Genomic DNA, 23,601 nt, shown 5'->3' on the forward strand with positions numbered 1-23,601 from the left:
AAACCTAATTTTATGAAAATTTTAATTACCGGTACAGCCGGCTTTATTGGCTTCCACCTGGCAAAACGCTTACTGGAAAGAGGAGATGTTGTTGTTGGTATTGATAATATTAACGATTACTACGATGTAAACCTTAAACATGCCCGTTTAGAACAAACCGGTATTGCACACAAAGAGCTGGTTTATGGCGTTCCTCAGGTAAGTGCCAAATACGAAAATTATACCTTTATAAAATTAGATATCTGCGATAAAGAAAGTTTGGAAAACTGCTTTAAAACCTATCAGTTTGATGCAGTTTGTAATTTGGCAGCCCAGGCAGGTGTGCGTTATAGCCTAACCAATCCAGATGCCTATATAGAAGCCAACATTAAAGGTTTTTTAAACATATTGGAGTGTAGCCGTCATTTCAAAATTGGGCACTTGCTTTACGCCAGTTCATCTAGCGTATACGGCATGAATAAAAAAATGCCTTTTTCTGCTCATGATAACGTAGATCATCCGGTTTCTTTATATGCCGCTTCGAAAAAAAGCAACGAATTAATGGCCCATGCCTACAGCCATCTTTTTAATCTGCCAACCACAGCATTAAGGTTCTTTACAGTTTATGGTCCTTGGGGCCGTCCGGATATGGCTCTATTCCTATTTACCAAAGCCATTATAGAGGGCAAACCGATCGAAGTTTTTAACAATGGCGAAATGAAACGCGACTTTACCTATGTAGATGATATTATAGAAGGCATAGTGCGGATTTTCGATCAACCGGCTAAATCGAACCCGAACTGGAACGGCCTTAATCCAGATCCGGCCACTTCTGCAGCACCATTTGCCGTATTTAACATTGGCAGGGGGGCACCGGTTAAATTATTGGATTTTGTAGAAGAAATTGAAAAAGAAACAGGTATTACCGCACAAAAGATATTTATGCCTATGCAGGATGGCGATGTGGCAGAAACCTCGGCAGATGTGGATGATTTAAAGAACCTTTTAAACTATGAACCAGCCGTTTCTGTACACACAGGTGTAAAGAATTTTGTAAACTGGTTTACAACTTTTTACCACCCAAATTTACAGTTAACCCCTAAAACCATTACTGTGGCTGTTTAGTTTGTCATTTGATTGTAAAGTAGTTGTATTATTAGTTTACATATTGTGAATTATAAAGTTGTCATTTTACTATCTGTAAGCAATTGGTTTACAGTAGAAATAATTGTGAATATTAAGCCTATTATTTAATTATCAGTGTTTTAGCTGCAATTTTTTAGATATACTCATTTATCGCATATAGCGTTAAGTTGTAAATTTAAAAAAAATACAAAATGCAGAGAAAAACAAATTTGTTTAAAAAAGTGAGTCTAATTGGTTTAATGTTAACGGCAATTATTTTTTTTAGTAATTGTAAAAAAAGTGTGCAAGCAGATGATGTACAGGCTGATAGTACTGAACTGTTTTCAGGCGATTCTTCAGCCGTACTAGCTGCAACAAGCGGAAGTACAGGTAAATTAAGCTTATCTGGTGTAAAGTCAGAAGGTGGTTACGCTTTCAAAATTTCACAATCTATTGCTGGTGGTGATAATTCAAGTGCAAAAGAGCAATCAATTTTAAGGTTATTTGAAGATGGTGTAGAGTTAGGGCCCGCCCACGCTGTACACGATGATATAAGAAATATAGGTAAAGGTAGGTTTAGCCATTGGGGTACTACAGTAATATTCTCGGCTTCTGATAATACAGATCCAAGAACAAACGGCCGTAGTTATACCTATGTAATGGGCGCAAGCACCGCGTTACCTCCGGCTGAAACGCCAAATGAAAGCGTAACCGTTCCTACTACTCCTGTTGTAAATACAGCCTTGGTAGGTTATGCTTTGGTAAATGGTAAAACAACCGGTGGCCAGGGAGGTGTAGAAACTACGGTAACTACACTGGCTCAGTTAAAAGCTGCCCTTGGCGATAACGTAACCCGTACGGTATATATCAGCGGTACAATTAAAGGCGCCGGAATTGATCCTGTCTATGTAAAATCAAATAAATCAATCATTGGTAGATCTGGAGCAGTTATAGAAGGTGTTAACTTATATATTTATACAGTAAGCAACATTATCATTCAGAATATAACCTTTAAAAACTATGTAGAATCGGCAGCTGTACAGATTAAAGAAGCTGCACACCACATCTGGGTAGATCATTGCGATTTTTCTACTGACCGTACACACGGATGGGACTATTGGGGTAAAGACATTACCATTACCAGAGAATCTGATTATGTAACCGTTTCATGGAGCAAATTCCACGATACCAACTTATCAGTATTGATTAGCGGTGGTATTGAAGGGCACGAAGCGGATAAAGGAAAACTTCACGTAACCATGCACCATAACATGTGGTACAATGTTTCAGAAAGAGAGCCATCAATGAACTATGGTAGTGTACACATGTTTAACAACTATCACTTAAACAATGTGGGTTACTCAATCGGTACCAGAGCAGGCGGTATTGTAAGAACAGATAACGAGTATTTCTCTAACTGTGCTAAACCTTTAACTACCAAAGTAGCTTCTGATCCTGAAGGATATTTTAGCGGTATTACGACAAATATTTATGATAAATGCGGTGCAAACAATATCACCACTGCAGTTTCTACCTGGGTACCAGAGTATGATTACAAATCGTTCCTGAACGATGCGGCAAGTGTGCCTTCAATCGTTATGGCGAATGCTGGTGCCAAATAGGTAAAGCAAAATCTTCATATTTTTTCTGTGAAGCCACCTGGATGGGTGGCTTTGCAGTTTAAATTACAAAACTTGACATGATGAACATTATTAAGAAAAAGATTTTTATAGTCTGCGATTCTTCCAGATCATTGCTCGACTTTAGGGGCAGGTTGATCGAAAAGATGCAGCAATACAACCAGGTGTATGTGTTTACACCAAAAATTGAACAAGAATCTGTACGCAGCCGTTTAAAGGAATTAGGGGTAATTACTTACGAAAGCGAGCTCAACGGTAGTAATGTATCTATCCTGTCAGATTTAAAATTTATCTTTTCGCTTTACAAACTCATTAGAAAGATAAAACCCGATATTTTCTTTCCCTATACCTTTAAACCTGTTATTTACGGCTCCTTTTTAGCCAAAATATGCAAGGTTAAATTAATTGCCCCCATGCTTACCGGGCTGGGTTATAATTTTACCAACAACAGCACAAGTAACAAACTCATTGTTAAAATAACCAGGCTGCTGCTTAAGCTAAGTTTAAAACCAAATCCGCGCTTAAACATTATTTTTCAGAACAAAGACGATTCTGAGCGCCTGATCGAACTAAAAATCCTGAGTAAAAAACATCAGGTATACGTTGTTAACGGATCTGGTGTAGATTTAACGCATTACAACTACACCAAACCAGCCACATCGCCCATTACATTTTTAATGGTATCGAGGTTAATCAATGCAAAAGGCATTAAAGAATATTACGATGCTGCAAAATTGATCCGTGCGCGGTTTCCACAAACTGTTTTTAAGCTTATTGGACCGTATGATAGCAACATAGATGCCATTCACCCCGATCTTTACAGCGAAATAGCCAAAGGAGATGTGATCCATTACATTGGGCAGGTTGATGATGTGCGTCCTGATATTGAAAATGCTTCGGTAATGGTTCTGCCATCTTATTATGGCGAAGGCGTTCCGCGCTGCATGCTGGAAGGCATGGCCATGGGCAGGGCACTGATTACCAGCGATTCGGTAGGCTGCAGAGAAACGGTTAATCCAGATCCTGAACGCGCAAATGGGTTTCTGATACCCGTTAAAGATGCCAAGGCACTGGCCAACAAAATGGAACACTTTATCAATAATAGCGATGATATTATCAGCTTTGGAAACCAAGGGCACGCATTTGCCCGTTCAAAGTTTGATGTAAATCTAGTTAACACCGAACTCTTCAAAATTATGCAACTTCAGGCTTAACCTACCTGCTGTTTCCTTAAACTAACCAAATTTAATCAACTAAACCTTAAACTGTGAACAATACATTTATTTACAAACGGGCCACCTTAGCCGACTTTAGAGAAGCTATAGATGAGTATGGATGGGTTGTGTATGAAAAGGCAATCAATCAGAAATTAATTTCCGAAATTACCACAAGCTTTGAAACCTCATATCTGCTAAGAAGAGAAATACAGGTTTTAAACGGAATTGATGTCAACATGGAGGGAACCCTGCACCACTTGCTGGAGAAAGATAACTTTGCCATGGAGCTTTTGGGCAAATTATACTGCCACCGCGAAATACGCGATTTTTTGGGTGGAAATTATATCTTAAACGGCATTAATGGTGTAATTAATACCAAAAAAAGCAAATCATACGTGCAAAATATCCACCGCGATGTACGCACCTTTTCATCCGAAAATAAATTTATGATCCAGATGATTATTGCACTGGATGACTTTACCATATTTAATGGGGCCACGCATTTCTTATCCGGCTCTCATAAATTGGATATCCGCCCGGAAGAAAAGCACTTCAAGGCATTTTCAAAACAGGCCGTGGCTAAGAAAGGCAGCATTATACTTTTCGATTCCAATATCTGGCATGCCGGCGGTACAAACTTTACCCGCAAACAGCGCAGGGCCTTAACCCTGGGCTTTACCAAGCCTTACATTAAACAGCAATTTGATTATCCTAGATTTTTGGGATACGAGTTCGGCGAAAAGATTGATAGTGATTTAAGACAGATTATTGGCTACAACGCCAGGGTGCCTGCCAGTTTGCAGGAGTATTATATGCCTTTTGAACGGCGCATGTACAAATCAGATCAAGGATAAATGCTTAAACCATGGAAACCCAAACATACCCGGCAAAAACGATTGGAGGTTATATAGAGCTTCAACTCCCCAAAGGAACAGCTTATCATCCCGATCTGATCAGTTTAAACACCGGAAGAAACGCACTCGAATATATTCTCCGTGTACGGAAATATACCAGCATTTACCTCCCGTATTTTACCTGCGAGGTTTTGCTCGAACCTTTAAAGAAACTTAATGTTGCCTATCATTTCTACCGGATTGATGAAGACCTCGATCCGATTATAGATTTTGAAATTGCAGAACGCAGCTGTTTTTTATACACCAATTATTTTGGGCTGAAAACAGAAACTGTTCAAAAACTGAGCACAACAATTAAAAACCTCGTTGTAGATAATGCACAGGCTTTTTTTTGCAAACCTATTGCACATATCGATACCTTTTATTCGTGCCGTAAGTTTTTTGGCGTGCCAGATGGCGCTTACCTCAACACCTCGGCACCATTGGGCATAAGCTTAAAACAGGATCAATCAACCGATCGTTTTTCGCATCTCATTAAAAGTATCGATATCAATATTGAAGAAGGTTATGGAGATTATATAGAGAACAACAGGGGGCTCTGCAACAATGAGATCAAAAAGATGTCGGCGCTTACAGAGACCATCCTTGCCGGCATCGATTATCAGAAATGTGCAGAGATCAGAAGAAATAATTTTGCCTACCTGCAAAGTTACCTTGGCGATAAAAACATTCTGAAACTGAACTTTACGGCCGACGATGTTCCAATGGTTTATCCGTTATTGCTTGATGACCCAACGGTAAAACAGCAGCTCATCAATCAAAAAATATTTGTAGCCACTTACTGGCCAAATGTTTACGAATGGGCCAATACAGATAGTTATGAATATTTTCTTGCTAAAAACCTGGTTGCGCTGCCCATCGATCACCGTTACAACCTGGCCGATATGCAAACCATGGTTAAAGCTTTAAAACCGCTCTTATGAACACCCAGATTTATTTAAGGCCACTCGAATTAAAAGACGCAGATGTATCGTATAAGTGGAGAAACGATCCCGAAATTTGGTCGTATACCAAGTTTGTGCTTCAACAGCCCATAACCCCCGAGGTAGAAAAACAATGGTTGCTGAACAAGTTAAACCAGGCCAACGAAAAACGGTTTGCCATCTGCGTTAAAAATACAAACGAGTACATCGGGAACATTCAGCTACTTGATATCGAAAACGAAAAAGCAGAATTTCACCTCTTCATTGGAGAAAAAAAATATTGGGGAAAGGGGATAGGCTACGCAGCATCGCTAATGCTACTTAAATATGCTTTTTACAACCTCAACCTTAAATACGTTTTTTTAGAAGTTCATGCGGAAAATTTAGCAGCCTACTCCATTTATAGAAAAGTAGGTTTCGAACAAGTATCCCAGGAACACGATTTTATTAAAATGGTAATCAACTCATCGGTTCTGCTTGCCATAAATTAAAAATAAATCATATTCTACCATATTAACAGCCTCAAAAATGAGAAAGATTGTTACAATAAATGATAAGCAAGACTGGACTGATTATGTAAAAAAGTCCCTTCACTACGATTTTTACCATACATGGTATTACCATTCTTTAGATAAAAGCGGTTTACCAATTTTATTTGTGTATGAAGAAGACGAGAATTTTATTGCCTTCCCACTTTTAAAACGGAATATACCCGGATCTGATTTTTTCGATTTTACATCCGTTTATGGATATACAGGCCCAATTTCGAACATGGATTTCAAATCACTCGAAGATGAGTTCATGGAACGGTTTAAAACCTCGTTTATCGGATACCTGCAAACCGGACAAAATGTAACTGTTTTCTCCAGGCTGCATCCTTTTTTCGATCAGGAGCGCTTAATGGAGAAATTTTCGGGCGTACACGCAAATGGCAAAACCGTAGCTATTGATTTAACCACCACCATAGAGAGCCAACGTGCCGGTTACCGAAAGAGTGTTAAGGAGAAAATAAGGCGGTTAAGAAAGCGCGATTATATTGTGAAAATTTCTACAGATATAAACGACGCACTGGTTTTCTCTGAAATATACACCGAAAATATGAAGCGTATAGGGGCCAAAGATTATTACCTCTTTAACCATGCTTATTTTGTAGCCTTGCTTACTTCTGATGAATTTGATAGCAAGCTGTTCTTGGTGTATAAAGATGGCATAGCCATATCGGGCGCCATTGTAGTGTGTACCAAAGAAATTATGCAGGTACATTTACTCGCTACGCGTACCACCCATTTGTTCGAATCGCCGGCCAAACTGTTAACTGATGAAATTACGGTTATAGGCCGCCAGCTGGGATTTAGGTATTTTAACCTTGGCGGAGGGGTTAATTTTAAAGAAGATACCCTATTTGGCTGGAAAATGGGTTTCTCTAATCTATGCTTCGAATTTAACAGTTGGAGATATATTGCAAACAACGAATTATACAACACACTTTTAACCGAAAGATCGCTGGATCCTTATTCAAATATCGATTTTTTCCCACTTTACCGTAGTCCCGTCATTGCCTCATAATTAATTAAGTCATCTTTTTTAACGAATTATTATGCTGATTGAAAAAAATGCTACTGGTACAACTTTACAATTAACTTTAGATCAAAAAGACGATTGGATAAAGTATGTGGAACTTGCTGCTGATCATGATTTTTATCATACCTGGCAATACCACGCAATGGCTGCAAATGGCGAGCCGGTTTTATTCGTTTACAGCGAGGCCGGCAATTTTATAGCCATCCCTTTGCTTTCACGCACAATTGAAGGTACAATTTATAAAGATCTGCATTGTGTGTACGGGTATTCGGGGCCTATTTCCAATTTGAGGTTCGAAAATGTAGCCGACAATTTAAAGGATAACTTTTTAAAGGCCTTCCATATTTTTTTGCATCAGGGTAAATTCGTTTCTGTTTTCTCAAAACTGCATCCGTTTTTCAATCAGAATAAATTATTAAAAGAAACCGATGGCTTGCACCGGAACGGTAAAACAATAGCCATCGACCTGCAACAGAGTGTAGAAGCACAGTATAAACAATACAGGCAAAGTACCAAAGAAAGCATAAAAAGATGCCGTAGACTGGGCTATACTGCACGGGAAAGTGAATCGCAGGCTGATATTGCCACGTTTACCAATCTCTATCAATCCAATATGAACCGCATTAGTGCGAAAGATTTTTACCTTTTTGATGAAGATTACTTTACCCAACTGATCCGTTCAACAGCGTTCGATTGCAAGCTCATATTGGTTTACCTGGATAACGAATTGGCCTGCGGAAGCATTATTATGTGTACCAATGGCATTATCCAGGGGCATTTGATTGCCTCCAACGCCAGTCACCTTAAAAATTCTCCGGCCAAGTTCCTCATTGATGAAGTGAGTATACTGGGCAGAAAGTGGGGAATGAAATATTACCACTTGGGCGGCGGACTGGGCTTTAAAGAAGACTCGCTTCTGGAATGGAAGCTGGGCTTTTCCAATCTGGCACTCGATTATTACAGCTGGCGATACATTGCAAACGAACCAGTTTACAACCAACTGGTAGAAAAATCGGGTTTCGATAACAGCGATACCCCAGATTTTTTTCCCCTTTACCGAATGAAACCTTAACTAAAATGCTCACCCTATTTGATGATTCTCAATTATGAAAAAGATCTTTTTTCCAGATAAAGCACACTCAAGATGGTTAATATTATTAATCGATCAGATGATTGTTGTATGGACCCTGTTTATATCCATCGTACTTACCAATACCTTAAGTTATGTGGATGTTTTTAGTTCAAGCAACTCTATTTATGTAACACTGTACTGCGCAATTGCAGCCGGTGTTTTTATATCTTTCCGTATACATACCGGTATTATCAGGTACTCCAATACCGAAGATATTTTAAGGGTGTTTTTGGCTGTATTTGTAACCAGCTTACTTTTTATCAGTGTAAATAAAATACTTTCCCAACGGTTTCAATTGCTTTGGAGCCAAATGGATAAGGCTTTAATATTAAATTTCTTCATCTCCTCATCGCTGCTTATTTTAATGCGTATTTTGGTAAAAGGTGTATTTTTCTTCTTTAAAGAACTTAAGTCAGAAACCAAAGAAAACGTGCTGATCTACGGTTCTGAAAAAAAAGCCATCCTGATTAAAAAAGCCATCGAGCAAAACGAAGATTCCAACCTGAATATTGTTGGTTTTATTGACGATAACAGAGACCGCGTAGATAAATACCTCGAACAGAAAAAAGTGTACCACTCTTGCTCGGTAGAGTTGCTAAAAGAAAAACACAACATTAAAAAAATACTTTTTGCCGAAGATGCACTCAATACTTTGAACAAAAAGAAAATTATCGATATCTGTGTTAACCAGGGCATTAAGGTAATTATGGTGCCACCATCGGATAAATGGTTATACGGAAAGCTCGATTCGCACCAGTTGAGGGATCTTAAAATTGAAGATCTGTTGGAACGCGAACCGATTAAGCTCAACAAAAAGAACATATTGAAAGAACTGAGCGGTAAATGTATATTGATTACCGGAGCGGCAGGCTCAATAGGATCAGAAATTGTGAGACAGGCTTTACAGTACAGCCCCAAAACGGTTATCCTTTGCGATCAGGCAGAAACCCCTTTACACGATCTGAAACTGGAACTTGAAGATAATTTCCAGTCGGCCAATGTGAAAATTTTTATGGCCAACGTACAGAACGTAAACCGGATCAGAACTTTATTTGAGCTGTACAAACCAGAAATTGTATTTCACGCTGCGGCCTATAAACATGTGCCCATGATGGAAGATAATCCGGCAGAGGCAGTGTTGACCAATGTTTTAGGTACCAAGAACATGGCCGATGTGGCGATGGAATTCGGGGTAGAAAAATTTGTAATGATCAGTACCGATAAAGCGGTTAAACCTACCAATGTAATGGGCGCCTCTAAACGCCTGGCCGAAATTTATATCCAATCGTTAAACAGTCCTGAAATATTGCCAAGTGGCGAAATTACTACGCAGGCTTCTCGTACACGCTTTGTTACCACCCGTTTCGGCAACGTATTGGGTTCAAATGGATCAGTTATCCCAAGGTTTAAAAGCCAGATAGAACGCAGGGGGCCGATTACGGTTACCGATCCGGAAATAACACGTTATTTTATGACGATCCCCGAAGCCGTACAATTGGTTATGGAAGCAGGCGCAATGGGCAAGGGCGGTGAGATATTTTTGTTTGATATGGGCAAACCGGTTAAAATTGTCGATTTAGCAATCAATATGATCAAGCTGGCGGGCTTAGCGCCCTATACCGATATTGATATCGTATTTACAGGTTTAAGGCCGGGAGAGAAGCTATACGAAGAGCTGTTGTTGATGGAAGAAGAAATTATGGCCACACACCATCCAAAAATTAAAATTTCACAGAAAGTTGCCTACAATTATTTATATGTGAACCAGATTATCAAAGATCTGATTGTGCTGAATAATGATGGCAACGATTTGAACATGGTAAAGAAAATGAAAGAAATTATACCAGATTATATCAGTAATAATTCGCGTTACGAAGAGCTTGATCTTTTGGTTGCCAACTGATTAAGTTGATGTAAAATCATTGGTTTTATTTTGCTTTTCTTAACAGAAAATTTATTAAATTGCAGTATTAGTCATAGTCGTCCCAAATTGTTGATTGATTTTAAATGATATTTTAAATTAAATTAACTGCTATGAGTTTAAATGTAGGCCAGGTTCTTGAGCGTGTTGTGCGCCGGGACAGAATGGGAATAAGTGAATTATCCCGTAAATTAAACGTAAGTAGAAGAACTATTTACAATTGGTTCGATCAGAAAAGCCTTAACCCAGAAATTATTTGGAAAGTAGGCACCGTTATCGGTCACGATTTTTCAGTAGAATTACCCGAAACTTTTGCCAAAAACAGCAACACCATCCGCGAAGCTTTTGATACGCATACAGAAGATCTGACCAAAGGTGATGCCAATTCGGTTTATTTCTGGATGAACAAATACATCAAGCTGCTCGAAAAATACAATGAAATATTAAGCCATACCAACATGGATAAAAATGTTTCGGAAACTGTTGGGCACCACACCATGCCCAGAAACAACCGATCGGTTTCCTGATCTTTTGCGCTTCTATTTTCATTCCTTACTATTTTTTAACGTTAACATATCCATAGGCTTTGCAGTTCTGCAAAGGCCTTAAATATCAATTTTTATCTCTCTAAAATAATTTGCCACAAAAATTTATTTGTGGTAATGGATTTCTATTCACTAAAATTTTGAAATCATGAAAGCAATTAACGCATTAACTCTACTTCTATCATTATTTATTTTTAAAGGTGCCCAGGCACAATCGCAGGTTTATGGTGGCACCGGTATCCGTTACACCGTAGGTATTGAAACAGGACTGGCTACAGGCTATCTGGCCAAAAAATACGAGGCTCCGTTAGGGGTTTCGGTCCAAGCAGAATTCCCGATTACCGAAAGCATTCTATATGCATCACTTAACGCTGGCTTTAACAACATTTTTGTTTCAGGAAGCTATTCACCACTGGTTGATGATTTACAGCTTGTGCCATTTAAAGCAGGATTAAAATATTTCTACAGAAGTAATTTATACCTGCAGTCTGAAATCGGATTTTCTTTCCTTTTAAACAAAACCAATTGTGTGGAAGGAAAAAAAGCAGCATTTGTGTATGCGCCACAGGCAGGTATGATCTTTTATCTGCACAACAACAACTATATCGATGCAGGATTACGCTGGGAGAGCAATGGTAAATTTTACCACTGCGACCACAACAACAACTTTGTTGGGTTCAGAATTGCCTGGGGATTTAGCCTGTAAACACCATCTAGCCTAATTAAGTGATCATCTTTTAATAAGCTTTATAAATGAAAGCAAGTATACAGTATAACACAATGAACGGACTGTGGATTCTTTTTATTGATTGTAAGTATGAAGATTCGCCCAAGTATATTAGGATGATTACCAAAATTATAATCAAAATGTTATCTGGCACAATTATACCCGGCAACAGACGCAGGGTTAGAACCGGAAGGCATTACCTCATCCACGAGCATGTGGTAGAACTGCACACCGATGAGTGGTTCCCACTGGTACTGGCCAGCGAAAGAAAAGAGCTGCTGGAAGGGATAAAATCCATTTTTATGGATATGAACGGCAAGAAATAAACTTGCTTAACAATTAAGAATTAACGTCCTGTGTAACAGGAATTCACTCAAATTAATCAATAACATCATGTGCGGAATAATAGGATATATCGGTTTCAGGGAAGCTTGGCCTGTGGTATTAAAAGGCTTAAAAAGATTGGAATACCGCGGTTACGATAGTGCAGGTATTGCGGTATTGAACGGCGAAAAACAAAGTACCTACAAAAAAGCAGGAAAGGTTTCTGTTTTGGAAGATTATGCCAAAGACTTCGATTGCAGTGGGAATATAGCCATGGGGCATACCCGATGGGCCACTCACGGGCAACCATCCGACAGGAATTCGCATCCCCATACCTCCAATAATGGACAGTTATCCATTATCCATAACGGTATAATTGAAAACTATGCCACCCTAAAGGAAGAACTTTTAACCAGGGGACATCATTTTAGCAGTGATACAGATACCGAAGTACTGATACACCTGGTAGAAGAAATCCAGAATATAGAAGGTACCGATTTATTAGAATCTGTACGTTTAGCCTTAAATGAGGTTGCGGGCGCCTATGCCATCGTAATTATGGATCAGGCAAACCCCGATCGGTTAATCGTAGCCAGAAAAGGAAGTCCTATGGTAATTGGTGTGGGCAGCGGCGAATACTTTATTGCGTCGGATGCTACTCCGATAATCGAATATACCAAAAATGTAATCTACCTGAACGACAACGAAATTGCTGTAATTACAAAAAGCGAGCTTTTAATTAAGCGCTTAGACAATGTAATACAAACCCCAATGATACAAGAGCTTAACATGAAGCTCGAAATGCTGGAAAAAGGAGGGTACGATCATTTTATGCTCAAAGAGATATTTGAACAGCCACGTTCAATATTGGATTGTATGCGTGGCCGCATTTATCCTCAATCGGGCCAAGTGCAATTGGGCGGGATAAAAGAGTTTGCCGAAAAGCTTAAAAACATCGACCGCATTATCATTGTGGCCTGTGGTACCTCTTGGCATGCAGGTTTGGTGGGCGAGTATTTAATTGAAGAGTATGCCCGCATTCCGGTTGAGGTAGAATATGCCTCAGAATTTAGGTACCGCAACCCAATCATAACCGAAAAAGACGTAGTTATTGCCATTTCCCAATCTGGCGAAACGGCCGATACCATGGCAGCCATTGAAATGGCCAAAGAAAAAGGAGCTACCATATTTGGCATCTGTAACGTAACAGGAGCATCAATACCGCGCTTAACCCACGCAGGCGTATACACACATGCAGGCCCTGAAATAGGGGTGGCCTCAACCAAGGCCTTTACCGCACAGGTAACCGTTTTAACGTTAATGGCCTTTTACATGGCGCAACAAAAGGGAACCATTAGCAAAGGCAAACTTATACAGCTGCTTACCGAGCTGGAAGATATTCCGAACAAAGTGCAACAGGCTTTAGAAAGCAACGAGTTGGTAAAATACATCTCTGCAGAAATTAAAGATGCCAGTAACTGTTTGTTTTTAGGCCGTGGAAGTGGTTTTCCTGTAGCTTTAGAAGGTGCATTGAAACTGAAAGAAATATCTTATATCCATGCAGAGGGTTATCCGGCTGCTGAAATGAAGCACGGACCTATTGCCCTGATAGATGAGCAGATGCCTGTAATTGTGATTGCTACGCATAACTCATCGTATGAAAAGGTAATCAGTAATATCCAAGAGGTTAAGGCGCGTAAAGGCATTGTAATAGCCATTGTAACCAAAGGCGATCAAAAAGTGAGGGATATGGTCGATTATTTTATCGAAATACCCGATGCCGACGAAGCTTTCTTGCCGTTATTGGCCACCATACCTTTGCAGTTAATGGCCTACCACATCGCTGTACTCCGCGGTTGCAATGTAGATCAACCACGGAATCTGGCAAAATCGGTAACAGTAGAATAAGGTATTACAAAAATCTAACAACGGGAAGGTTGCTCCGCAAGGGGTGGCCTTTTCTTGTTTGTAACCTAAATGGAAAATAAATAGCGTAATATGGCAAACATATCATTGCCATATTACCTGCCATTTTTAATAGGTTATTACAATTTTTCCAATTGTTTTTCCGCTTTCTAACAAGCTGTGGGCCTTTTTTAAATTTTCTGCTGTTAAGCCATTAAGTGTGGTATGAAGTGTTGTTTTCAGAACCCCTTCATCAAAAAGTTTAGCCAGTTTGTTTAAAATGTGGTGTTGCTCAATCATATCCTCCGTTTGGAACATCGAGCGGGTATACATCAGTTCCCAAGAAAAACTAACGCTCTTATTTTTCAGCTTATTTAGCTCAATAGGAGCAGCAGAACCTGTTATCGATACAATATGCCCTTGGGGTTTAACCAGTTCGGCCATGGCATTCCAATAGCCATTGGTATCTACAAAATCCAAAATAAAATCTACTTCCTTATAACCGGCGGCACGTACCTCATCAATTAGGTTATTGTGGTTCACTACCACATCTGCACCCATGGCTAAACACCATTCTTTTGTTTCTGGCCTCGAAGCGGTTGTAATAACAGTTAATCCGCTTATCTTTTTGGCCAGTTGTATGGCCATCGAGCCTACACCTCCAGCACCTCCAATAATTAAAATACTTTTCCCTTTATCTTTATCCGCATTAATACGTATACGGTCGTAAAGCGATTCCCATGCCGTAAGTCCGGTTAGTGGCATTGCAGCAGCCTCTGCATCAGTTAGCGAAGCTGGTTTTGTGCCAACAATGCGTTCATCTACCAATTGGTACTCGGCATTGCTGCCAGTTCGGGTTAAATCTCCGGCGTAATAAACTTCATCTCCAACCTTAAAAAGGCTTACAGCATCTCCAACAGCCTCTACGGTGCCAACCGCGTCCCAACCAATTACTTTGGGGGTTTCCAGCACCGTATCTTTGGCACTGTTCTGGCGGATCTTAAAATCGACTGGATTCACACTGATCGCTTTTATTTTTACCAAGATATCCCGACCTTTAGGCTGCTCAATAGCAGTCTCAAATTCGATAAAACTTTCTTGTTCTGAAATTGGAAGTGATGTTTTAAAACCTATTGCTTTCATTTTTACTCGGTTTATGTTTAATTACAATTTGCTAATTTTTAATTAATCACACATTTAAATGTGCTATTTTCTTTTGTTTTAGCAAAAATAAACTGAAATAAATAGATTTAATGGTATAAATTTTCCTTATTTAGGTATGTTTATGCCATCAGCAAAATGAATAATAGAAAAATTAGCTATTAAAAACAATATTTTTGAATGTAGCTTACGGTGTGGGTGGGATTAATGGTACCGTAATTTGCAGAAAGTGCAGAAAACAAAAACCCGACAATACGTCGGGTTTCATCTTTTTGGCGGAAAGCGAGGGATTCGAACCCCCGGACCTGTTACAGTCAACAGTTTTCAAGACTGCCGCATTCGACCACTCTGCCAGCTTTCCGGAGGCAAAAGTACAAACTCCGGCTAAATCTGCAAACTAGAAAATGCTTTTTTTTATATAAAATTGATAATTACTTAACACAGAGGGAGAAAAAATTATTTTTTCTGAATATTTTCTTCAATTGGCTCCGATTTTTTGAACAGATTAAAGGTTGGGCGGATAATTTTCACACTTCTTTTGCTTACATCAACACTGGCATTGAGTTCAAAACCGATCAATAAGATCAACGAATTTAGATAAAGCCAGATCATCACCACAATCAGCGTACCGATAGAACCGTATACTTTATTGTAAGAGGCAAAATGATTGATGTAAAACGAGAAACCCCATATCGTAAAAAAAGCAAGGATAGTAGCCAACCATGAACCAGCACTAAAAAGTTTCCATTTTTTGGTGTGCGATGGACCATAACGGTACAAAATCGAAATGGTAATGAAATATAAAATGGCCAGCAATGCCCAGCGCGTAAGCTTAATGGTGTAAACTACCAAGCTATCTTTAATGTGGAGTTCGTTCTTGATGTAAGTAAGCAATACTTCGCCCAAGGCCATTGCACTGATGCAGATAATAATAGAAAAGCAGATTATTGTGGTAAGTATCAGTGCAATTAACCTTTGTTTAAGCCAGCCCCTGGTTTCGATAATCAATGACGATTTGTTAAAGGCTTTCATCAGGTTTTTAACACCATTGGTTGCAAAAAATATGGCTGATAAAAAACCAAAGGAAAGTAACCCTTTGTTCTGGTTTTTGATAATGTCTTTTAATGTTGCTTCAAAGGCATCAAATGCGTTGTGGGGCAGTACCAACTGGATTAAATTTAACAGTTGGTCCTGGAAACCATTTATCGGGATAAAGGGAATTAAAGTAAAAAGAAAAATGATACCCGGAAAAATAGCCAGCATAAAACTGTAGGCCAGGGATGATGATTTGTTTACCAGCGAATCTTTCCCGATTTCGCGGAAGAAAAATGTAGCTACAGTATATAATGGAAGAGGGCTAAAACCGGGCAAAATACATCCCTTAGTCCATTCAATAAATTTCGAATAGAATTTGAGGTGTAACAATTGCCTATGTAGCCATTCCATTGTAAATACTAGTTAAAAAATACAGCTAATTTTTCCATAAAGTTAGCAGGCGGGTTTGTGGGTTTATTTTTCTTCATGTCCACAAAAACAAGCGTAGTGGCACCAATGTTTATCAGTTCTTCTTTTTCGTTGTACAGTTCGTATTCAAAAAAGATCCTGATCCCCGGTAGTGTTTTAATAATTGTTTTTACCGTAATTTCCTGATCGTAAAGTGCAGGTTTAATGTATTTGCATTTAAGTTCAAGTACGGGCATCATAATTCCATCGGCTTCCATCGAGCTGTAGCTCATGCCCAGGCTCCGCAACATTTCTACCCGGCCAACTTCGTAATACTGTGCATAATTGCCATAATACATGTAACCCATTTGGTCGGTTTCGCCATATCTTACCCTAATTTTCGTACTGTGGCTATACATTATTTAAAAATGTTTCTTTTGTTTAAGGCTTCACGGTATTTTTTTGCATTAATTTCGTGCTCAGCTTTGGTTTCGGCAAAATTGTGGTATCCAGAAAAATCTTCTTTGGCACACATGTAAATGTAGTTGTTGTTATCCCGGTTTAGTACAGCATCTATGGCGTTAATGCTAGGCATCATAATTGGTCCCGGAGGCAAACCTGCGTATTTATAGGTGTTGTAAAGCGATTGTACCTGCAATAATTTTCCGGTTACCCTTTTAACCGTAAAATCATTATTTGCAAAAATCACGGTAGGATCAGCCTGTAATAAAATGCCTTTGTTCAGTCTATTAAGGTATAAACCTGCAATAATGGGCATTTCTTTATCGTAAAGCGCTTCAGCATCTACTATGGATGCAAGCGTGTAAACCTGCGCCGGTGTAAGGTTTAAACTGGCCGCTTTTTGTTTGCGTTCAGCATTCCAAAACTGATCATATTCTTTATGCATGCGCTCAAAGAAATCAACTGGCGATACATTCCAATACATTTCGTAGGTATTTGGAATAAACATGGCATACACATTATCTTCATTAAAACCGTACTTGCTGATCAGCGCAGCCGAATCCAGTACATGGATAAAACTCAAAGAATCTGCCTCTAAATTACTGGCCAGATAAGCAGCGAAATTTTCCTTTTTACGGATATTATGAAATTTTAACTTAACCGGATCCTGGTTACCAGCTTTAATCAGGTTAATTAATGTTCTGTTGGTCATTCCCTTTTTTAAAAGGTAACGGCCTGGCTTAACATTAGCTGCAAGATTCATTTTTCCGGCTGCTGCAGTAAATGATGAAATGCTTTTAACCAGATCTTTGTTTTTGATTTCAGTTACAAGGTCATTGTCGCTGCTACCTGTTTTAATGTATAAATATTTTTGATTATCGGTAACGTTAGGGGCAAAGTAAAGCCTGTAAATGTTCAGGGCAAAGTAACCAGCAATTAAAATAACAATAAGCGCAATAACCATTGCCACTTTTTTGCCTGTACCCATGTTCTTTTTTTCTACTTCAGTCATCTGTATTATATGCGTATTTTATTGTTGTTTATTGGATAGCGTTATGTTTATTTTGGTACCTATGGCCACTTTTGTTAACGAGTCAACAATCATCGGGTCTTGTTTAACAATTACAGCTGTGGTACTATCGGTTATTGGGCCATCGTAAATAATGGTGCCCAAGCTTAGGTTTGAGCCTCTTAAACTAAATTTGGCCTCATCCATGGTTAAGCCCATTAACTGTGGAATATCTACTTCTTCGTTTCCACGTCCATCGCCTAAAACCAGGTTAATTCTCGAACCTACCGGAACAATTTGTCCTGCTGTAATCGGCTGACCGCCAAAAGAAGCTTCCAGTACCACATCGCGGCTTACATCAGGCTTATAGGTAGTATCGCCAAGTTTCAACCTCGAACTTTCAATAATGGCCTGCGCCTCACGCAAGGTCTTAAACGCAATATCAGGGAATTTTGTATTTGGTGTTTTGCCTGCGTTAATGGTTAAATATATGGTCCGGTTATCTTTAACAAAGGTATTCGGATCGGGATCCTGGTCAATTACAATCCCAGCTGGCTGATCTAAGATAAAAACAGAATCTACTTCATATTTTAAACCTGCATCTTCTAGTTTTTTTACAGCCTGCTCAAAAGATAGGCCTTTTACCATGGGCACATTTAAACCCTGGCCGTGTTTGGTGTAATATCTTAAACTGAAAAAAGCGATCAGGAGCAATGCAATAACGGTGATTACGGCAGCTAAAATGTTGTTTCTAAACGATTTGGTTTTTAAGTAATCTATAAATTTAGACATGTATCTTAAATTGGGTTTATGCGTACAAGCTCAAATGTAACTATTTTAATTATTGATTGAATATCGAATGATAGATTGATCGCATTTATGAATGATCAGCAAGCTATTTATATCCGGATATTCAATCAGTCCATCCTTCATTAATTTGATCAACCGGTCTTCAATAATTGTTCCGTTTATGTAGCCAAAGCACAAAGATATTTATATTTTTGACGATATATTTATAATCAATTTCTATTTATAACTAAGGATTTCTGACATGAAGAAAATTATAGCATTGTTAACTGGCGGTACCACAGGCGAATGGGTAGTTTCGGTAAAAAGCGCAGCCACAATTGCCCAGAATATCGATCCCGAGCTGTACGATGTATATAAAATTATGCTTAACGAAAAAGGCTGGTTTTACGAGCCTGCAGATTCAGTTAAAATTGAAATAGATAAGAACGATTTTTCTTTAACCTTAGAAGGACGGAAAATTAAATTTGATGGTGTTTTTATTGCGATACACGGTTCGCCCGGTGAAGATGGCAAATTGCAGGGCTACTTCGATATGTTGGGCATCCCTTACACCACCTGCGATGCGTTAACCTCATCCATCACCATGAATAAAGGTTATACCAAAGCCATTGTGGAAGGTATAGATCACTTAAATACAGCTAAATCTATTCAGATTTTTAAAGGTGGAAACCACAATATTGGCCAGATCAAACAAGAGCTGCGCTTGCCTTATTTTGTAAAACCGAACAGCGGTGGTAGCAGTATTGGCATGACGAAGGTAAAACATGCCGATGATCTGGAAAGTGCAATTGAAAAAGCATTTAAAGAAGATGAGCAGGTGTTGATTGAAGAATTTGTAAGCGGTAGGGAGTTTTCTATTGGTGTGTTTGGCGCTGAAGGGAAAATTATCGTTTTACCAACTACTGAAGTTATTCCTCAGAACGAATTTTTTGATTTTGAAGCCAAATATACCCCCGGTGCAACCGAAGAAATTACCCCTGGCAATATGAACGAAGAGGAGCTGGGAAGGGTACAGCAGATTGTAACCGATGTTTACCGGAAATTGAACTGCAGGGGGGTGGTTAGAATAGATTATTTTCTGGAACACGAAACCGGAAAATTCTATTTTATCGAAATCAATACCATTCCCGGGCAAACAGCAACCAGCTTTATTCCACAGCAGGTAGCAGCCATGGGCATTACGCTGAAAGAATTTTATACCCGTTTGATGAAAGAAACACTGGGTTAATCTTCGCTCAGGTTTAAAATCGGCTGCGCATCATGAATATCCAAAAACTGATCGATATTGGGTTTAAAATTAAGAATTATCCGAGAAACTCAATTATTTATGAGCCGGGTATGCAGCCTCGCTATGTTTATTTTATAAAATTGGGCGAGGTAAGGATGGTTACCGTAAGTGATGAGGGAAGAGAGTTTATACAGGGGGTTTTTAAAACCGGCCAGTACTTTGGCGAACCAGCTTTACTAATCGACAGGCCATATTTGGCTTTTACGATTGCCAATAAAGATACTCAGCTTATTGCGGTAAATAAAGAAAGTTTCTTCAATTTGATACAGCATGAGCCCGAATTTAGTATGGAGCTGATCCAAACGCTGAGCAGCCGCTTATTCTATAAATCGATGATGTTGGAAGAACTTGCCAATGAAAAGGCAGAGCACCGGTTATTGACCATCATTAATTATCTGTTGAGTGATATTGCTCTTGGTGAGCACCTAAAAGTAACACGGCAAGAACTGGCTGATATGACCGGGCTGAGGGTTGAAACAGTAATTAGAGGCATTAAAACGTTAAGCGAAAAAGGTGTTATCTTAACTAAAAAGGGTAAAATATTTAAGGTTTAATGGCATTTTCTGGTGCTAGCATCATAAACATGATGCAGATCATAATTTGATAGTTTATTTAAATTTACCTTTGTCGTAATAAAGAATAAGATTATGGCCGAGTTATCTAAATTTCAAGCTTTTTTAAAATGCAAATGTCCACGTTGCCGTAAAGGCGATATATTTACAGGAAGTGCATATTCTTTTAAACTGCAGAAAACAAATATCAATTGCCCGCACTGTAACTTAAAATTTGAGCGTGAGCCGGGATTTTTCTACGTAGCCATGTTCGTGAGCTACGCGATGAATGTAGCCGAAATTATCACGATAGGCGTGGCCTCCTATATTTTAGGTTTACCACTGGTTTACGAAAACCTTTGGTACTATGTAGCGTTAATTTTGTCGGGCGTATTTCTATTATCGCCGATAAATTACCGTTACTCGAGGGTTATTTTATTGCATTATCTTACGCCTGGCTTGCATTATGTGCCTGGAAGTGGAGATTAATTATAAATGAAGCTGGGCTTGGTATTTTAATTTCATAGTAGAAGACTGTCATCCTGAGCCTGTCGAAGGACTTTATGATAAAATTGTAAAGCATTTCGACAAGCTCTTCGCGACAGATTTGAATTATTACAGCATTACTTACCCTTCATAGGATGCTGGATATACTCCGACCAGCCCACAACCTTCCCATCTTTCAGCTTAAAATCGTTAAAACAGTTTACCGTATCCACCTTACCATCTTTCATGGTAGATATTTGTTTGTACCATAAGCTCACCCATTCTTCTGATTTATCTTTGCTGATAACCGACTCCATATCTTCCATATCGATTTCAATGTGGTTAAAGCGGTCCATTTCATGTTTAGCTACCCCCAAGAACTGTGACTTTGTACCCTTAAATTCGTATTGATCAACCACAAGCCAAATGCTATCCCCAATAAATGGCTTAACGGCTATGGTATCTAAATTGGCAAAACCTTTTAGCGCACTCATGGCAGCCACCATGTTTTTACTGTCGGGGTTCATTTCCCAGTTATGTACCTTTTTAGGTGTATAAGGATATTTGGTGGTATCGGCCATTGCCGAATCTGTTGTTTTTGCATCCTTACTTTGGCATGCCGCGAAAAGCAAGGTCACCGCAAAAATGGTGGTCAGTTTTTTTATCATAATTAGTATAGTTAATGGTTAATAAATATACTAATTGTCTGAATATTATTTACTTAGTATCGGATAATTAAAAAGTATTATTTAACAAAATGTTTATCGATAATTTCAGTTAGCGCTTTAACTTTCTCAACAGATGTTAACTCGTATTGGTACTCATCTTCAATACTTCCCATTTTCGCACCTGTATTTCTGTATTCCATTTTACTTGCTACAAATTCTTTTGCTGAAGCATGGAATTGCTTTGCCCCGGTTTTTTCAATCAGCTCCTGGATGTTAGCTTTATTTACCCCAGCCCCAGGCATAATCGAAATCCTACCATTTGCTTTTTTTACCAGATCGGCTAATTTTTCTGCTCCTAAAATGGCTGATGATGCCGCACCAGAAGTGAGTACTCTTTTAATGTTGAGCGCGATTAAATCTTCCAATGCCTTATCCATATCATTGCTCATATCAAATGCGCGGTGAAAAGCAACTGACATGGGTTTTGCCAACTCGATCAACGTTGCACATCTTTCTGTATCAATACTTCCATCATCTTTAAGTATGCCTGTAACTATACCATCACAATTTAATGATTTACAGATTTTTATATCTTCTTTCATTAATTCAAACTCAATGTCGGTATATAAAAAATCGCCACCCCGTGGACGGATAATGGGCCAGATTTGGATGGTTAGGTTTTTCTTGGCCAAGGCTATCTGCGCATAGCTTGGGGTTGTTCCGCCTTCGGCTAAATTATCGCAGAGTTCTACCCTTATTGCACCGCCATTTTGTGCTGCCAATGCAGATGCGTAAGAGTTTGCACATACCTCTAGACCAGCTAACTGATTAGAACCGCTACTGTTCATCTTATTAATGTTTTAGTGTTTTTATTATTTGAGTGGCTCTGCCGCTGGTCCCAGAACAACCCATCCTCTCGGAGATTTATAAGTATTGATCAGCTGAACCGATTTTTTTCCATCAGGATGCCAGCAAACCTCTGTAATTACCCAATGTGTTTCACTGATCTTGTTACGCACTGGAAAAGCATTTTTAACGCCCGAAAAATCAGGAAATCCATGTTCTTCGATATTCTTAAGGAAAGATAACTTAAGTACTTCGGCTGTTTCGCTGATGATATGTTTATCCAAATCCATGTTCATTACCGAGAGCAGGGACTTAGCTTCCTCATAAAAGTCCTTACAATCCATAGCGGCATTAATATCTTTGTAATTGTAAGCCTTCTCCAGCGATAAAATGGCGCCTTCAGGCGTTTCTAAATTGCACTTAAAATAATCAACCCCCTCATCAATGTGTAGGTTTATCTGCTTATCAAAGGCGGCTTTATCCTGATCGGGAATTTCATCACGTATAGCCCTTATCGTATATCCTCCGATTAAACGGCCATGTTCTATAATCATCCAATCTGAAATCGAATCGCGTTTAATGCCAATCTTCTGATTGAGTTTAACGGATCGTACATTCACAGGTGTATTGCCTACGGTACCAAATAAATTGCCTTCCTCATCAAAATGCGGATCTGTTAGCCAAATGTGCTCACCTTCATCGCCATCCATAATCAGTACTTTGATGGAAAAGTATTGCTGGTAAGGCAAGGGATTTTTTAGGCTCTCTTCAAATCGCCATAGCGTTAAACCGGCCTTTTGAATAGCCCATTCCATTTTAGCATCATCTTTTGGGAGTAAAACCACATCCGGCTCCCCTTTACGTTCCTCTACACTCTTTTTACCAAATATCCTAGATAATAATCCCATTTTTGCGTTATTAGATGGTTAATGTTGGGATGATTT

General features: G+C 39.0%; 24 protein-coding genes and 1 tRNA gene. 16 read left to right on the top strand and 9 right to left on the bottom strand.

Annotation, left to right across the window (positions count from 1 at the left end):
• Positions 1-12 precede the first annotated feature (12 nt).
• The 13 genes from ACS5PU_RS04575 (at position 13) to glmS (ending at position 13,936) form a co-directional block, all read left to right on the top strand.
• Positions 13-1,104 carry an NAD-dependent epimerase gene (locus tag ACS5PU_RS04575; protein ID WP_439458092.1) on the top strand — a complete coding sequence of 364 codons (1,092 nt, stop codon included), beginning with the start codon at positions 13-15 and terminating at the stop codon, positions 1,102-1,104.
• A gap of 212 nt (positions 1,105-1,316) precedes the next feature.
• Positions 1,317-2,726, top strand: coding sequence for a pectate lyase family protein (locus tag ACS5PU_RS04580; RefSeq protein ID WP_439458093.1), 1,410 nt, complete (start codon positions 1,317-1,319; stop codon positions 2,724-2,726).
• 77 nt (positions 2,727-2,803) lie between these two features.
• Complete coding sequence (locus tag ACS5PU_RS04585) at positions 2,804-3,958, top strand: glycosyltransferase family 4 protein (protein ID WP_439458094.1); 1,155 nt, start codon at positions 2,804-2,806, stop codon at positions 3,956-3,958.
• A 53-nt stretch (positions 3,959-4,011) separates the two neighbouring features.
• Complete coding sequence (locus tag ACS5PU_RS04590) at positions 4,012-4,815, top strand: phytanoyl-CoA dioxygenase family protein (protein ID WP_439458095.1); 804 nt, start codon at positions 4,012-4,014, stop codon at positions 4,813-4,815.
• Between the two features lie 11 nt (positions 4,816-4,826).
• Positions 4,827-5,798, top strand: a complete 972-nt coding sequence (locus ACS5PU_RS04595) for a hypothetical protein (RefSeq protein ID WP_439458096.1) — start codon at positions 4,827-4,829, stop codon at positions 5,796-5,798.
• Positions 5,795-6,289, top strand: coding sequence for a GNAT family N-acetyltransferase (locus ACS5PU_RS04600; RefSeq protein WP_439458097.1), 495 nt, complete (start codon positions 5,795-5,797; stop codon positions 6,287-6,289). Before ACS5PU_RS04595 ends, ACS5PU_RS04600 begins: the two co-directional genes overlap by 4 nt.
• A 37-nt stretch (positions 6,290-6,326) precedes the next feature.
• The gene (locus ACS5PU_RS04605) at positions 6,327-7,364 is read left to right on the top strand and encodes a GNAT family N-acetyltransferase (protein ID WP_439458098.1); all 1,038 of its coding nucleotides are present in this window, start codon (positions 6,327-6,329) and stop codon (positions 7,362-7,364) included.
• Between the two features lie 31 nt (positions 7,365-7,395).
• Entirely contained in the window at positions 7,396-8,451 is a 1,056-nt protein-coding gene (locus ACS5PU_RS04610) for a GNAT family N-acetyltransferase (protein ID WP_439458099.1), read from the top strand.
• A gap of 34 nt (positions 8,452-8,485) precedes the next feature.
• Positions 8,486-10,414 (top strand): polysaccharide biosynthesis protein, encoded by a 1,929-nt coding sequence (locus tag ACS5PU_RS04615; protein WP_439458100.1) that lies wholly within the window; start codon positions 8,486-8,488, stop codon positions 10,412-10,414.
• A gap of 131 nt (positions 10,415-10,545) precedes the next feature.
• Positions 10,546-10,959 (top strand): helix-turn-helix domain-containing protein, encoded by a 414-nt coding sequence (locus ACS5PU_RS04620; RefSeq protein ID WP_439458101.1) that lies wholly within the window; start codon positions 10,546-10,548, stop codon positions 10,957-10,959.
• Positions 10,960-11,125: 166 nt separating this feature from the next.
• The gene (locus ACS5PU_RS04625) at positions 11,126-11,683 is read left to right on the top strand and encodes a hypothetical protein (RefSeq protein WP_439458102.1); all 558 of its coding nucleotides are present in this window, start codon (positions 11,126-11,128) and stop codon (positions 11,681-11,683) included.
• A gap of 47 nt (positions 11,684-11,730) precedes the next feature.
• A complete protein-coding gene (locus ACS5PU_RS04630) occupies positions 11,731-12,030 on the top strand; it encodes a hypothetical protein (RefSeq protein ID WP_439458103.1) in 300 nt (99 codons plus the stop codon).
• A gap of 67 nt (positions 12,031-12,097) precedes the next feature.
• Positions 12,098-13,936, top strand: a complete 1,839-nt coding sequence (gene glmS, locus ACS5PU_RS04635; RefSeq protein WP_439458104.1) for a glutamine--fructose-6-phosphate transaminase (isomerizing) — start codon at positions 12,098-12,100, stop codon at positions 13,934-13,936.
• Between the two features lie 126 nt (positions 13,937-14,062).
• Here the strand turns inward: glmS and ACS5PU_RS04640 are convergent, their stop codons facing one another.
• The 6 genes from ACS5PU_RS04640 to ACS5PU_RS04665 form a co-directional block, all read right to left on the bottom strand.
• Entirely contained in the window at positions 14,063-15,076 is a 1,014-nt protein-coding gene (locus ACS5PU_RS04640; protein WP_439458105.1) for a zinc-binding alcohol dehydrogenase family protein, read from the bottom strand.
• 291 nt (positions 15,077-15,367) lie between these two features.
• A tRNA-Ser gene (locus ACS5PU_RS04645) sits at positions 15,368-15,455 on the bottom strand.
• Positions 15,456-15,550: 95 nt separating this feature from the next.
• Positions 15,551-16,540 carry a YihY/virulence factor BrkB family protein gene (locus ACS5PU_RS04650; protein ID WP_439458106.1) on the bottom strand — a complete coding sequence of 330 codons (990 nt, stop codon included), beginning with the start codon at positions 16,538-16,540 and terminating at the stop codon, positions 15,551-15,553.
• A gap of 8 nt (positions 16,541-16,548) precedes the next feature.
• A complete protein-coding gene (locus tag ACS5PU_RS04655) occupies positions 16,549-16,956 on the bottom strand; it encodes an acyl-CoA thioesterase (RefSeq protein ID WP_439458107.1) in 408 nt (135 codons plus the stop codon).
• Positions 16,956-18,011, bottom strand: coding sequence for an endolytic transglycosylase MltG (gene mltG / locus ACS5PU_RS04660; RefSeq protein ID WP_439458108.1), 1,056 nt, complete (start codon positions 18,009-18,011; stop codon positions 16,956-16,958). The genes ACS5PU_RS04655 and mltG overlap by 1 nt, the downstream gene beginning before the upstream one ends.
• A gap of 18 nt (positions 18,012-18,029) precedes the next feature.
• Entirely contained in the window at positions 18,030-18,800 is a 771-nt protein-coding gene (locus tag ACS5PU_RS04665; protein WP_439458109.1) for a PASTA domain-containing protein, read from the bottom strand.
• A 259-nt stretch (positions 18,801-19,059) separates the two neighbouring features.
• Between ACS5PU_RS04665 and ACS5PU_RS04670 the strand changes: the two genes are divergently transcribed.
• The 3 genes from ACS5PU_RS04670 to ACS5PU_RS04680 all read left to right on the top strand — a co-directional run bounded on the left by ACS5PU_RS04670 (position 19,060) and on the right by ACS5PU_RS04680 (position 21,146).
• Entirely contained in the window at positions 19,060-20,046 is a 987-nt protein-coding gene (locus ACS5PU_RS04670) for a D-alanine--D-alanine ligase (protein ID WP_439458110.1), read from the top strand.
• 32 nt (positions 20,047-20,078) lie between these two features.
• Entirely contained in the window at positions 20,079-20,660 is a 582-nt protein-coding gene (locus ACS5PU_RS04675; protein WP_439458111.1) for a Crp/Fnr family transcriptional regulator, read from the top strand.
• 93 nt (positions 20,661-20,753) lie between these two features.
• The gene (locus ACS5PU_RS04680; protein WP_439458112.1) at positions 20,754-21,146 is read left to right on the top strand and encodes a DUF983 domain-containing protein; all 393 of its coding nucleotides are present in this window, start codon (positions 20,754-20,756) and stop codon (positions 21,144-21,146) included.
• A 134-nt stretch (positions 21,147-21,280) separates the two neighbouring features.
• Here the strand turns inward: ACS5PU_RS04680 and ACS5PU_RS04685 are convergent, their stop codons facing one another.
• The 3 genes from ACS5PU_RS04685 to ACS5PU_RS04695 form a co-directional block, all read right to left on the bottom strand.
• Entirely contained in the window at positions 21,281-21,811 is a 531-nt protein-coding gene (locus ACS5PU_RS04685) for a hypothetical protein (RefSeq protein WP_439458113.1), read from the bottom strand.
• Positions 21,812-21,888: 77 nt separating this feature from the next.
• Positions 21,889-22,659 (bottom strand): copper homeostasis protein CutC, encoded by a 771-nt coding sequence (locus tag ACS5PU_RS04690; protein ID WP_439458114.1) that lies wholly within the window; start codon positions 22,657-22,659, stop codon positions 21,889-21,891.
• Positions 22,660-22,683: 24 nt separating this feature from the next.
• Entirely contained in the window at positions 22,684-23,565 is an 882-nt protein-coding gene (locus ACS5PU_RS04695; protein ID WP_439458115.1) for a YegJ family protein, read from the bottom strand.
• Positions 23,566-23,601 lie beyond the last annotated feature (36 nt).

Origin of the sequence: Pedobacter sp. GSP4 (assembly GCF_051857575.1) — a bacterium.
Taxonomy (GTDB): domain Bacteria; phylum Bacteroidota; class Bacteroidia; order Sphingobacteriales; family Sphingobacteriaceae; genus Pedobacter.